Annotated in this window: 10 protein-coding genes; 6 read left to right on the top strand and 4 right to left on the bottom strand. The window is 38.0% G+C overall.

Annotated features, from left to right (window positions below):
• Positions 1-87 precede the first annotated feature (87 nt).
• Complete coding sequence (locus tag H6G06_RS14420; protein WP_190561236.1) at positions 88-1,182, top strand: sensor domain-containing diguanylate cyclase; 1,095 nt, start codon at positions 88-90, stop codon at positions 1,180-1,182.
• Between the two features lie 141 nt (positions 1,183-1,323).
• Positions 1,324-1,992, top strand: a complete 669-nt coding sequence (locus tag H6G06_RS14425; protein ID WP_190561238.1) for a 2OG-Fe dioxygenase family protein — start codon at positions 1,324-1,326, stop codon at positions 1,990-1,992.
• A 500-nt stretch (positions 1,993-2,492) separates the two neighbouring features.
• Here the strand turns inward: H6G06_RS14425 and H6G06_RS14430 are convergent, their stop codons facing one another.
• On the bottom strand, positions 2,493-3,626 hold the full coding sequence (locus tag H6G06_RS14430; protein ID WP_190561240.1) for a glycosyltransferase family 61 protein: 1,134 nt from the start codon (positions 3,624-3,626) through the stop codon (positions 2,493-2,495).
• 300 nt (positions 3,627-3,926) lie between these two features.
• Between H6G06_RS14430 and H6G06_RS14435 the strand changes: the two genes are divergently transcribed.
• Positions 3,927-5,192 carry a tetratricopeptide repeat protein gene (locus H6G06_RS14435; protein WP_190561242.1) on the top strand — a complete coding sequence of 422 codons (1,266 nt, stop codon included), beginning with the start codon at positions 3,927-3,929 and terminating at the stop codon, positions 5,190-5,192.
• Between the two features lie 152 nt (positions 5,193-5,344).
• Here the strand turns inward: H6G06_RS14435 and H6G06_RS14440 are convergent, their stop codons facing one another.
• A complete protein-coding gene (locus H6G06_RS14440; RefSeq protein ID WP_190561244.1) occupies positions 5,345-7,417 on the bottom strand; it encodes a serine/threonine-protein kinase in 2,073 nt (690 codons plus the stop codon).
• A gap of 508 nt (positions 7,418-7,925) precedes the next feature.
• The gene (locus tag H6G06_RS14445) at positions 7,926-8,432 is read right to left on the bottom strand and encodes a 2TM domain-containing protein (protein WP_190561246.1); all 507 of its coding nucleotides are present in this window, start codon (positions 8,430-8,432) and stop codon (positions 7,926-7,928) included.
• Between the two features lie 285 nt (positions 8,433-8,717).
• Between H6G06_RS14445 and H6G06_RS14450 the strand changes: the two genes are divergently transcribed.
• Entirely contained in the window at positions 8,718-9,425 is a 708-nt protein-coding gene (locus H6G06_RS14450; RefSeq protein WP_190561248.1) for an ROK family protein, read from the top strand.
• A 202-nt stretch (positions 9,426-9,627) separates the two neighbouring features.
• Here the strand turns inward: H6G06_RS14450 and H6G06_RS14455 are convergent, their stop codons facing one another.
• Positions 9,628-10,467, bottom strand: coding sequence for a prephenate/arogenate dehydrogenase (locus tag H6G06_RS14455; RefSeq protein ID WP_190561250.1), 840 nt, complete (start codon positions 10,465-10,467; stop codon positions 9,628-9,630).
• Between the two features lie 81 nt (positions 10,468-10,548).
• Between H6G06_RS14455 and H6G06_RS14460 the strand changes: the two genes are divergently transcribed.
• Together H6G06_RS14460 and H6G06_RS14465 are read left to right on the top strand one after the other, a co-directional pair.
• Entirely contained in the window at positions 10,549-12,111 is a 1,563-nt protein-coding gene (locus tag H6G06_RS14460; protein ID WP_190561252.1) for a pentapeptide repeat-containing protein, read from the top strand.
• A gap of 196 nt (positions 12,112-12,307) precedes the next feature.
• Positions 12,308-12,901: a DUF1517 domain-containing protein gene (locus H6G06_RS14465; protein ID WP_190561254.1), complete on the top strand. Its 594-nt coding sequence runs from the start codon at positions 12,308-12,310 to the stop codon at positions 12,899-12,901.
• The last annotated feature ends 39 nt before the right edge of the window (positions 12,902-12,940 follow it).

Consider the following 12,940-nt stretch of genomic DNA (forward strand, 5'->3'; position numbering starts at 1 on the left):
TATGAACAGGCATTATATTTCTGAAAATATTTTGATATTTTTGCTGACAGATGAGTAACTATATAAAATACTGGGGTCAAAAATTTTATGTGCATCCAAATTGAATCACCAATGGCTGGTACTGAGTATTATTTACAGTCAATAGAGCGTTTGTTGAGAGTAGTTCAAAACCTATGTTTGGCACATACCTTAGAAGAGATTACGAAAATCGTGCTAGTAGCAGTCCGCGAACTGACAAATTCTGATGGGGCTACGTTTGTGCTATTAGATAATGGCTTTTCTTACTACGTTGATGAGGATGCTATAGCTCCCCTCTGGAAAGGTCAGCGATTTCCGATCAATACCTGCATTGGTGGTTGGGTTATGCAGAAGCGTCAGCCAGCGATTATTGAAGATGTATCTAGTGATCAAAGGATTTCTTGGGCTGTGTATCAAACCACATTTGTCAAAAGTATGGCGATGGTTCCCATCCGTACTGATGAACCTATTGGTGCGATTGGTACTTACTGGTTACAGCAGCATCAAGCAACTACAGAAGAGGTCAAATTGCTGCAATTACTGGCAGATAGTACAGCGGTAGCCATGGAGAAATTACAGATATATTCTCAACTAGAAAGACAATTGCGCGATCGCACAACTGCCCTAGAAAATGCCAACTCCCATTTGCAAAAAGAAATACAAGAACGCAAAGCGATGGAAGCAGAAATCCGCCGTCTCTCCCTCACAGACGAACTCACAGGACTACATAATCAGCGAGGCTTTCACCTGTTGGCTGAACAGCAGCTAAGATTAGCCAAGCGATCGCAAATGCATACTAGTCTAATGTTCATGGAACTGAATGGACTCGAAGAAATTAATGGCACCTTTGGTCATGAACTCGGTGAAGATGCTATCCTTGCAGTTGCAAGATTGCTCAAACGAAGTTTCCGCAGTTCTGATACATTAGGAAGAATTGGGGAAGATGAGTTTGCAGTGCTAATCCAAGGAAATGATCTGACTTGTGAAGTGATACAAAACCGAGTGGAAACCAATATCGATCAATTCAATCAGACTCAACGGTTACCATTTCACCTAACTGTAAATATTGGTGTCCATTCTTATGATTCCAATCAGACCATTTCTCTAGATGACCTGATTACTTTAGCTCATGTTCATATCTATCAAAGAAAGGCAACAGAGTAGCTGGAGGTCTTATTAAATATCCCAACTTAACAAGTTTTGTAGTCAAATTTACGGCAGTTCCCGAATAGTTGCGTATAATAGTTGTTACAGCCCTCTCATGTAAAAAATGGGAGAATTTCAAAATGCAAGGAGAAAAATCCTATGCAACAAGTCTCATCTTTGACGGAGTTAGAATATGCTTTTCTATTTACCCTTAGAAAAGTAAATTCGATTAATACTGAAGGTTTCCAGGCATTTTTTCAGAATTTACCTATTGATCCTTACATTAAGGGCAAATATCGCTCAAGAAGGTTATCACGGGTCGTGGTTTCTGAGAATAAGTTGATTAAACTCTCACATGGACATTTATTTCAAAGCCGAGATTATAATCCTTTGTTGGGTGATATCAAAAGAGAGTTTGCAGAATTAGAAGATGCACTTGTAGAACTAGAGATTTTTAAGAATCTGGTTTTAGCATTTAGTGATTCTTGCAAACTTCACCCGGAAGCAGAAATTGGGATTCATCAAATCAGAACCACCTGTTCACCAGGTCATTTAGGAAATCCTGCACCTGAAGGTATCCATCAAGATGGAACTGATTTCATTGGGATATTTTCTGTGGGGAGAGACAATATTCAAGGTGGAGAAACACATTTATATACTGCCAAAAAAGAGAAGCCAGTTTTTAACAAAATCTTGCAACCGGGAGAACTAGTTGTAGTTAATGATCATGATTTCTTTCACTTTACAACTCCCATTAAACCAGAAAATCCCGCACCGGGAACTAGGGATGTTTTCGTGCTGACTTCTCCTAGTTTAATTACAGAATAAGAGGATGTTTTGAAAGTGTTTGGTGATGTATCACAAACTCTAAGCTAGGGGTTGCTGAATAAAGCCAAAACCTCTATGAATAAAGAGTTTGAGGCTGATAAAAAAGAAAGTAGGTGCAAAGTTTTTGAAGGGTGTAGTACGAAAAGACTGCATTTTGGCACTGAATAAATCAGAAAATTTGACAGTAACAAACAGCTAAAACTGTTCCCTGTTCCCTGTTCCCTACCTCCACGAAAAGACTTTTTCAGCAAGCCCTAAGCTATCCATTAACAAGAGCGGATCAGGGTGTTTTTTATAGAGGCTGATACTTTATAGACATCCTCTAATACCAATTTTATGTGAGGCTGCACAGAATCATGAAATCCATGAATTCATCAGTCTTTATCAACGTTTAGGTTCGGTCAATTCTGTTTGAAATCTTATTCTATGCAACTTCATATTAATTTGGTATAAGGCTGCTCAATATAGTAATTTTCTTCAGACTTTATGAAAAATTGTTTCTATTCAGACACAAGGCTACCCAAAATTTCTAAAACTTCCTTGATATCAGCTTTAAAGTTAGCATCTTTATCACCAGCTTTACCACACCAATATCTATAGCTGTGTTCAAGTGATTTTGAAAGATAATAGAAATGAGGCAATATACCTGATGCTGGGAACATTTCTATAACATTAATCTTTTCTGAAAAAATGATATTAGTAAGCCCTGCACCATGAGGTGCTATGACACATATAGCATCATAGAAAAGCTCTATTTGTTCATCGACTGACATATCCTCAAGACTATATTTTTTGAAACCATAATGTTGAAGTTTCTCAATTAGTTCATCCTCATTTAAAACACAACGTTGACTAGACTTGTCCGATAATTTTCTTGATATATAAATACGATTTATCTTATTTCTTGGTCGTTTTGGAAGAACTTTACTCCAGAAGTAGTTTAAATAATTGGATGGCAAATATCCTGAATTTTTATGAGATAGAAAACTAGGAAAGATCAGATTTTCTATCATATAAAGTTTATCTATCTCTACCACTTTTATTTTAACATTTTCTGGCAAAATCTTATCTAAAAAATATTGTTCTATATTGGTTAATTTATCTGGAACTAGTAGTTTTATTTCTTCAATTTCTTTATAATCAGGTTGATCTATCAAATAGAGTCTGGGAAGATGATCTATCAGAGTATGGTAATAGTTGTTAGCACTAAAGACTGATCTAAATACACTGCTGACACCAGAAATTTTTTCTGGTCTTTTGAAGTATAAAGCCCTAAGACTATATTTGTCTAACCTGATATGACCCATCACTGAATCAACAATTAATTCTCGCTTCCAAGTAAAAAGACTATTGTACCTCGCATAATAAATAACCTGATATAAATTAGTAGTGAATATATTAGGTAGTGAGAATATATCTCCCTTCATCGCATAAGAATAAATCGGCATATCTTTAGTTTCTGGTGTGGCGACGATTTCTGAAGATATGTATTTTTTAGTAGATTTACAGTCATCATTAAGAGTTGTTTCATGTACTAACATCACTCGCAGATATTTTTGAATTGAGTTCTTTAAAGTTTTAATTAGCTTTAAAATTTCCATCAAGGAAAGTTGGGAAAATTGATTTTTTTTCATAATATGATTGCTGAGATTAATAAAATTGGTAAGTACCTGAGCGAAATTAATTGAATATTTTTGGAACAAATAAAAATCTCTGTATTGCTTATCTGTTCCCTATTCCCTGTTCCCCCTCCTAAATGTAAAATTTATTTTTCACCAATACTTATTGGTTATCTTATAGTAAAAATAGGATTCAATGCTGACTGATAACTGACAATGTACAGCTAGTGGGCAGTTTTATCGTCACCATTTTGCTCCTCTACTTAAGTAAACGTGTTTTAATAGTATACAGTAAACCCTCCACAATGCAAAGTTATGACTTCAGAATTTTACAATCGCGGATTAGAACAAGCGAAACAAAAAGACTATGGTGGTGCTATTGAGGCATTTAACCAAGCAATACAGCTAGATCCTTACTTTAGCAAGGCTTACATGGAACGGGGTTTGGCATATTACAACTCAGGTACAATTCTGCAAGCCGTCTTTGATTACACTGAAGCTATCAAACTAGATGCGGAAAATGCCAAAGCTTATTATTTTCGGGCTTTAGCAAAGTTAACTTTAAAAAATCTGCCTGGTGCTTTAGAAGATGTAGAAAAGGCGATTCAGTTTAAATTTAATGATGCTGCTGCTTATGATTTACGGGGAATAGTGCAGCGCAAACAAGGAAATATTCAAGATGCGATCGCTAATTTTAAAAAAGCAGCAGAATTATATTTAGAACAAAAAGATCAAGAAAATACTCGCCTTTGTTTAGAGAAGATTAAACAGCTACAACCAAAAGCAGAACCTACACCAAATCAAGCTATTACCAAATCTACACCAATTATATCTACTCAAGATTATTTTACACAATTATTAGAAAAAGCAGAAAAGGGAGACACAAAAGCAGCAATTTCTGATTTAAACTGGATATTAAAAGCTGATAATCAAGATGCCCAAGCTTATTGCTGTCGTGGGGTGGTATATTGCAAAATGGGAAATTATCGAGATGCGATCGCAGATTTTAATCAAGCCATAGAACTCAATTTTAAAGATGCTATTGTTTATCGGAATCGCGGAAAAGCCCGTTCTCAAATCGGAGATCATCAAGGAGGTTTAGCTGATATCAATCAAGCCCTGAAAATCCAGCCTCAAGAAAGTTTAGTATATATTGCTAGAGGTAATGTTTATCAAGCAATGGGTAATTATTTAGCAGCAATTCAAGATTACTCTCAAGCAATACAAATTAATTCTGATCATCCCTTAGCTTACTATAATCGTGGTATTGCCTACACTTGTTTAGAAGAAATGCCCAATGCTGTGGAAGATTATCAAAAAGCAGCTAGTATCTATTGTCAACAAGAAGATTGGGACAATTATCAACAAGTATTAAATAGCCTGCAAAAAATCCAGTCATCTATCCCAGCAACAAACAAAGCCACCTATAACTTATTACGTCAACGACTGTTACGCATGGTTGGGGGACACTGGGAAATAGCCCAGAGATTAATTCAGCAAAAGAAAGATTTTTATCCTGGTATGGCGGAGGAGTGGTATTTGCAAACAGTAATTGATGATTTGGAAAGAGATCGACGTTAATAAATTAGCAGTAGGGGCGAAGCATTCGGAAAATATCCTTTGGCTAAAACTGATAATTTATCACCCGAATGCTGATGCTTCCAGTCCCGTTAGGGATACGCCCGTACAGGAGTCAGGAGTCAGAATAAAGAATTTATTTTTTATCCTATTCCCTATTCCCTGCTGTACTGTGAAAAGCGCCAAATCTTAATTTTATTATCCTCTCCACCACTAACTAAAGTTTTACCATCAGCACTAAAAACCAGAGATGTGACTGTGTTGGTATGTCCAGTGACAGTTGAAAGTTCCTCACCTGTAGCCACATCCCATATTTTAATATTATGATTAATAGTTTGGTTACATTCCGTACAATCCCGATTACCACTAACAAGAGACTTACCATCTGGGCTAAAAGCTAAAGATGTCACATTATTATCTGGTTTTGTAATAGTGCGAACTTCCGTCTTTGTATTTATATCCCACAATTTAATTTTGCGATCGCGACTAGCACTAGCGAGATTTTTACCATCTGGGCTAAAAGCTAAAGATGTGACAGTTTGCGAATTTGGACTTAATGTATGTATTGGTTTTTCTTGGGTAATATTCCACAGTTTAATAGTCTTATCAAAACTACCGCTTGCTAGGGTGACACCATCAGGACTCATAGCCACAGAACGCACCCAGTAAGCATGGCCTTTGAGAGTACGAATTAGCTTTCCTGTGGCTAAATTCCAAACTTTAATTGTTTTGTCATCACTAGCACTCACCAAAGTTTTTCCATCTTTGCTAATAGCCAAAGCATGAACTGAGTCAGTATGACTGATGAGGGTATGAATCAGCTTTTTTGTGCTTAAATTCCAAACTTTAATTGTTTTGTCATCACCACCACTGACCAGATTTTTACCATCTGGGCTAATAACTACCACATTGACATTTTTCATATGTCCTTTCAGGACTGTAATTTCTTGACCTTTGGCAATATTCCATAATTTAATAACGCGATTACCACCGCTAACAATAGTCTGACCATCTGGGGTAATAGCAACAGATGAAACTAATTCATTTTGTTCCGCAATAGTTTTTTCTAAAGCCATCTTTTCTAAAGAAGTTGATGGTGGTTGATGAACAACAGCATCACTATTAGCTTTACTATTTTGCGGGGTATTCAAGCGAGAAGAAATAGCCGTTTGTATTTGGTGAAAGTGTCTATAGCCAAATTCTCCCAAACCTAAAAATACAATCGTCCCCAGTATTAAAAGTAAATTTCTCAGAAAAATATATTTTTTAGGATAATCCGCTTTCTTTAGTGGTGCTGCTAAAGATGAATTACTAGCTGGTGCTAGTAGATGTGTGTACTGTTTACTCAAATCTCTAATAACTTCATCAGCCGATTGATAGCGATTCTGAATATCTATTTGTAACAACTTATCAATAATTATTGCTAATTCATGACTGAGAGGACATCGCAAATAATCTGTCCAATTTTTTACCCAACTATACCCATGTTCCATCCACAATTGAAAAGGAGAAATTCCCGTTAATAAATGAAAGCAGGTAGCACCCAAACCAAATAAATCACTAGCAGGGTAAGCTTTACCATCTCTAATTTGTTCAATGGAAGAATAACCATGTGAACCAATTGAAGTACCATGTTTTTTCTGGACTGTTGCTGTTAATTGTTTGGAAGAACCAAAATCAATCAGCGTTAATCTTCCATCACTTTTACGTCTGATAATATTTTCAGGTTTGATATCTCGATGAATCACTCCTCGACTATGAATAAACTTAAGAATAGGCAACAAATCCAGCAAAATAGATTGAATATCCCAATCTCTATAGTTCTTCCCTAACTGCAACTCTTGTAATAAATTATTTCCATCAATAAACTGTTGTACCAAATACAAGCAGTTATCTTGTTCAAAATAAGCTAAGAGAGTGGGAATTTGTGGATGTTCTCCTAGTTCTCGAAGTCGCTTTGCTTCTTCACTAAACAACTCCATTGCTTTTTTTTGTGACCAAGTTCCTTGAAATTTTGGTGCTAACTGTTTAACTACACAACCGTCATTTAATTTATCTGTATCTTCTGATAGATAGGTTCTGCCAAATCCCCCTTCATCTGAAAGCACCCTAATAACGCGGAAACGATTTCTTAAAAGTGGTACTAAGGGGGTGTTACAAGTTAGACAAAACTGTTTTCCATCTGGATTTTGAGGATTTTGGCAATCGGGATTTAAGCAGCATATCATGATCTGAGAAGAGTGACTGCATGATAAATAATGCGTAATAATTCAGGAGTGAAAAGTATAAGCAGCTTCGCTTGATACTTTATTTTTGATTAAAATTTTTTACTTCATTTACCTGCAATTTAGTTTAATTATCTTTTGATTATACAGCACCCTAAATCAAAAATCATGTCAAATTGCCACGACAATATTTGATGGATATGTTAATGATTTCTCAATCAACAATATTCATCCAAATGTAATAATTCAGGAGTCAGGAGTCAGAATATTTACCAAATCAGGACTATAGAGAAGCAAATTTTTCGAGAAATCATGAAGGCTGACTCTCAGAAAATATCTGGAAAGTGTAAAATATCATCCTGTTCAAAGGCTTATTTATTCTGTATTCTGAATCCCATCAAATTTTTAATTTTTAAATAAAATTAAAAACTTGTTTTTGTTATAAACACTACTAAAATTATGTTACCAATACTCCATCAACCGACCAATGAGCAATGACCAATGACCAATGTTAATATGTTTGAAATGCCTTAAACCATTTATTCAGAACTGTATTGATAGTTTGTTTAATTTGATGCTTACGATTCCATTTTTGGAAAGCAGCTTCATACTCTTCACCTTTGCTTTGAAAGGTATTCCAGATATCAAGTACAATTGCTAGTCCGCAGAATAGCAAAATGTATAGTGACCAAGAAAGACTAGCACCACCAACCAAATCTACAAGTATGAAAAAACTATTGACAATTGCATAATTACCAAGACGTTTTTTGAATTTACCTTGGCGGTAAAGATCAAACGCTTTGCGTTGTTGTACTTCGCTTTGTTGGGCTATCCAGTCAAATTCAGCCTGTTTAACTGCTTCTGGTGAAATTTGTAACTCGCCAGCAATTTCAATGATTTGCTGATATGAAAATTCTTGATCACGATCATCGGTTTGACGGGCGATCGCTAATTGTAGAATTTGCTGCACCTCTTCTTGGCTGTAAGAACGCAGACTGTTAGATTCAAATACCGTCATAATTTTTTCTCTGATAAGAATTTTAAGAGAGAGCTATGCTACTATCAGCAATCTTCGCATTACTTCTACACTAGCAAATCTAGATGGGTCTGACGATATAGATTTTTGATAATTGGTGGTTGGTAACAGGAGGCAATAGGCAAAAAGGTTATTCTCCCCATCTCCCCATCTTTATTGTCACCGCTAAATTCAAGAAGTTGTGAAAACACTCGGAATATCTGCTACTGACTGGAATTTAACAGCGCATAATAGCCAAAGAAGTTGCAGCATAAGGGAAAAACCCCAATGGTTGAAGATAACGGATCAGTTCGCACTCTCTCAGTTGATATTGGCGGAAGTGGTGTTAAAGCTATAGTTTTGGATATCACCGGGAAACCGTTAACAGAAAGGGGAAGGCTAGAAACACCCCACCCAGCGACACCAGAAGTAGTAATTAATGCCATTGCTGTATTAGCCGCATCCCAAGGTGAGTATCATCGGGTTTCCGTAGGTTTTCCCGGTGTAGTTCGCAGTGGAGTTACAGAAACAGCAGCGAACTTGGATGCTAATTGGATTGGATTTGATCTAGCAACAGCACTATCTGAACAGCTAAATAAACCTGTGAAGGTAATTAATGATGCAGATATGCAAGGACTAGGAGCAATTGCGGGTAAAGGCGTAGAATTAGTAATTACCCTGGGGACTGGTTTTGGTTCAGCTTTGTTTGTAGATGGGAAGTTGGTTCCGAATATGGAAATGGGACATCATCCATTTCGCAAAGGGGAGACTTATGAAGAACAGCTAGGACGTGCTGCTTTAGAAAAGATTGGTGATAAGAAGTGGAATAGGCGTTTACAAAAAGCGATCGCCTCTTTGCAGCATCTCTTTAACTATGATTGTCTTTACATTGGTGGTGGTGAAGCCGTGCGCGTCAATATGAATTTACCCTTAAACGTCAAGCTGATTCCCAATATCACCGGGTTATTAGGTGGTATAGCTTTATGGAGGGAATGAGGGGTGCAGAGGAGCAGGAGAGCAGGGGTGCAGAGGTGCAGGGGCGCAGGGGCGCAGGGGTGCAGAGGAGCAGAGGTGCAGGGGCGCAGAGGTGCAGGGGTGCAGGGGTGCAGGGGTGCAGGGGTGCAGGGGTGCAGAGGAGCAGAGAAAAATTACTTCTTTCTTCTTCCTTCTTCTTCCTGAACTCCTGAACTCCTACATCCTATTCCAGAAATTTGGGACGATTTAGTTGATTTAACTTGAGCTTGTCTTCTAACAGTTCCCACTTTTCTTGTTCAATCAGGTTAATAAATGTGTCAAGATTTTGACGGTATTGGTGTAGTGAATTTACCAATGCTTGTCGATTATATTGCGCCATCATTACCCCTAATTCTGGATTGCCAGCACCAACACGGCTGGTATCACGAAATCCTGAACTAGCTAGGTTTTGGGCTAATTGCAAAATTTCTAAATCTGTTTCACTTAAACAAGCAGCCATCAAAGAGGCGCTCACCATGACGGGTAAATGGGAAATCCAACTCACAGCCCGGTCGTGTTTTTCTGGCTGACAATGATAGATAATAGAACCAAGCGATCGCACGATTTCCTCTAAAACTATCATGGAACTAGTTGGCGTTGTCTCTATTGGTGTGAGTACATAAGGCCGATTTACAAACAAATTTCGCTGTGCGGCCTCTATACCCACATCTGTATTTCCCGCCATTGGATGACCACCAATAAAATTTTTCCATAAAGGAGAAATTGCATTTACTATAGGTGTTTTTACTGAACCTACATCAGTCACAATAGTAGTCTCAGGCAAATGAGCAACTAACTGTTCAACTTGAGGCACAATAAGTCCTATAGGGGTGCAAATAAACACAACTTCAGCAGATGCCAATAGACTCAACTCAACTGAAGCCTGATCGACACTGCCGATATCAATAGCTTTTTGACAGGTTGATTCACGGCGGCTAACTCCTAAAACATGATGTCCTTGGGAGCGTAAATCAAAACCTAACGAACCGCCTATCAGTCCCAGTCCTAAAATACCAATTTTCATTTTTGCCCTTGACAACTAAACTTTGAAATATTCTCTGCATACTTTACCAACTATTAAAGTTGGCATCCGAGAGGTAGATTCATGACTATAGAGGAATTACTAGAAAAATATGCAACGGGAGTCTTAGATTTTAGTGGCTCTGAGTTGGCTGAAGTCAACTTAAGTGGCACTAAACTGAGTGGTGTTAATCTCAGCGACGCTAATTTGAGCGTAGCTAATCTCAGTGGCATCAATCTTACCGACGCTGATTTAAGTTATGCCAGGCTAAATGTAGCTAGACTCAGTGGTGCAAATCTGGCTGGGGCAATTCTTAACAATTGTAGTCTCAATGTTGCTAATTTAATGCGTGCGGATCTGACTCGCACTCAACTGCGTCAAGCTTCCTTCATTCGAGCCGAGTTAATTCGCACTGATTTTAGTCGCGCTGATATGTGTGAAGCTAACCTTAACAGTGCCGACTTACGAGAAGCTACACTGCGACAGGCAAATCTCCGGCGAGCTAATTTCAACGAAGCCAACTTAAGAGGTTCTTGCTTGCGGGAAGCCAACTTAGAAATGGCTAACCTCAGCGCCGCTGACCTGACTTCCTCAGACCTGAGTGGCGCAAATTTACGAGACAGTGAACTCAGGCAAGCCAATCTTTGTATGGCTAACCTCAGTGGAGCAGATTTAACTGGGGCAAATCTGAGATGGGCTGATTTAAGAGGAGCAAATTTAATTTGGGCGGATTTAAGTGGAGCTAAACTGAGTGGAGCCAACTTAACAGGAGCAGACTTGACTAATGCGAATTTAACAAATGCAAGTTTAGTACACGCTAATTTAACTCAGTCAAAATTAATTAAAGTTGAATGGATGGGTGCTGACTTAACTGGGTCTACCTTAACTGGTGCCAAGCTTTATGCTACCCCCAGGTTTGGTTTAAAAATTGAAGGCATCAAATGTGAATGGGTTGATCTTTCTCCCACAGGCGATCGCAGCATCATCCAAAATTTCAATGACGAAGAATTACGTGACTTTTTTAATGCGACACCGCCAACAATCCGTATTATTGTTGACTTACCCTTAGAACACGAAGCTAACTTTGTTCTTGCTGGTACTTATTACCAAATAGCTCAAGAATACCAGGGACTAATTCAGCCTCCAAGCCTAGAAATTAGCAGCCGCAGGACTGTTTTCACCTTTCGAGTAGATAGCGATGAAGCTTTATTACCCACAGCTTTTATGGCAATTCTTCCTTTTAAAGATGCCACTGCCACCCAAAAAGTTATTTACACGTTAGTAGATATGATTCGTCAAGAAGCAGTGACTAAAACTAGTTTCAAATCACCCGTAATAGCAGAAAAATTAATGTTGCTGATAGAGGAAACTATCAATAAATCTAAGACCATTAAACAAACGAAAAAAAATTTAGAAGTAGCGGCAAAACTAAGATTTTTTAAAGCACCGACCCAAACAATATTAACCAATTCTAGCGCCCAATCGTTGACCATCTATGATCATCCTAACTTTGGCAAACGATTTGTAAACCGTTATTCTAGTAGTAATGCAGATGATAATATATCTGGTGAATCAGAATATATTATGCCTTCATTAAAGATGATCATAGATTTTGTCAAAGGTTTTTACGTTATTCATCAGCAGTAAGTCCTAATTACTCTAGCAGGTGACAGGTGACAGGTGACAGTGAAGAGGACAAGGAGCAGGGAGCTTTCTAGCAGGGAGCAAGAGGGATCACTCTTCTCCCCTGCACCCCGCACCCCGCCCCCCTGCTTCTTCTGACTCCTGACTCCTGACTCCTGCTGATTCATTAACTAACCAAAGAAATTACTGGAGAAGAAAAATGAGCAATTTATTTAATAAAATGATAGGCAGAACTCGCTATGTAGTTTGTCGTTTATTTTTGCATTTAAGCGGTAGTGAAGTAGCACCAATTTTAGGAGTTTTAAACCGCGCTGCGAGAGAAGCCATTGATGCTGATGGCGATTTAGAAGTTTTGGGGCAAGAATTAGTAGAAATTTGCGAAACCCTGCTCAGATATGATGAATACTGGCTCTCAGCAGCTAACGAAGGAGATGTGTTTTGGAGTGAAGGAGAAGCGGGAGATTATGTCAATGAATTATTTACTGACTCCGCCCAAAGATATGGCACTGAATTCGATTTTAATTCTCCCTCTGGATTCGATGAACCTTTATCTATTCCTGTAACCCGCAACGTAGTGGTGATGCTGACAGCGGCTTATGAAGGAGAAGTTCCAGATTTGGAAACTGACCTTTCTAATATCCAAGCCTTAAAAGAAGGGTTGAAAGCTTTAATTAATTTACACCAAAAACATAAACTCCGAGCCATCCAAGTGCATTTTTCACCAGCGCAGTTAGGTGACGAACTGACTAATGATCAGTTATTGCAGTATTTTCCGGAATTGATCCCATTGTAACTTGTTGGTTAGTCTGTAGTTATGAGACTTACCATCGGT

It is taken from the genome of Anabaena sphaerica FACHB-251, assembly GCF_014696825.1.
Classification (GTDB): Bacteria; Cyanobacteriota; Cyanobacteriia; order Cyanobacteriales; family Nostocaceae; genus RDYJ01.

What these genes read in the sequence shown, in the direction of transcription:
- H6G06_RS14420 (WP_190561236.1), top strand. Translation starts at nt 88, where the DNA reads ATGTGCATCCAAATTGAATCACCAATGGCTGGTACTGAGTATTATTTA.
- H6G06_RS14425 (WP_190561238.1), top strand. Translation starts at nt 1,324, where the DNA reads ATGCAACAAGTCTCATCTTTGACGGAGTTAGAATATGCTTTTCTATTT.
- H6G06_RS14430 (WP_190561240.1), bottom strand. Translation starts at nt 3,626, where the DNA reads ATGAAAAAAAATCAATTTTCCCAACTTTCCTTGATGGAAATTTTAAAG.
- H6G06_RS14435 (WP_190561242.1), top strand. Translation starts at nt 3,927, where the DNA reads ATGACTTCAGAATTTTACAATCGCGGATTAGAACAAGCGAAACAAAAA.
- H6G06_RS14440 (WP_190561244.1), bottom strand. Translation starts at nt 7,417, where the DNA reads ATGATATGCTGCTTAAATCCCGATTGCCAAAATCCTCAAAATCCAGAT.
- H6G06_RS14445 (WP_190561246.1), bottom strand. Translation starts at nt 8,432, where the DNA reads ATGACGGTATTTGAATCTAACAGTCTGCGTTCTTACAGCCAAGAAGAG.
- H6G06_RS14450 (WP_190561248.1), top strand. Translation starts at nt 8,718, where the DNA reads ATGGTTGAAGATAACGGATCAGTTCGCACTCTCTCAGTTGATATTGGC.
- H6G06_RS14455 (WP_190561250.1), bottom strand. Translation starts at nt 10,467, where the DNA reads ATGAAAATTGGTATTTTAGGACTGGGACTGATAGGCGGTTCGTTAGGT.
- H6G06_RS14460 (WP_190561252.1), top strand. Translation starts at nt 10,549, where the DNA reads ATGACTATAGAGGAATTACTAGAAAAATATGCAACGGGAGTCTTAGAT.
- H6G06_RS14465 (WP_190561254.1), top strand. Translation starts at nt 12,308, where the DNA reads ATGAGCAATTTATTTAATAAAATGATAGGCAGAACTCGCTATGTAGTT.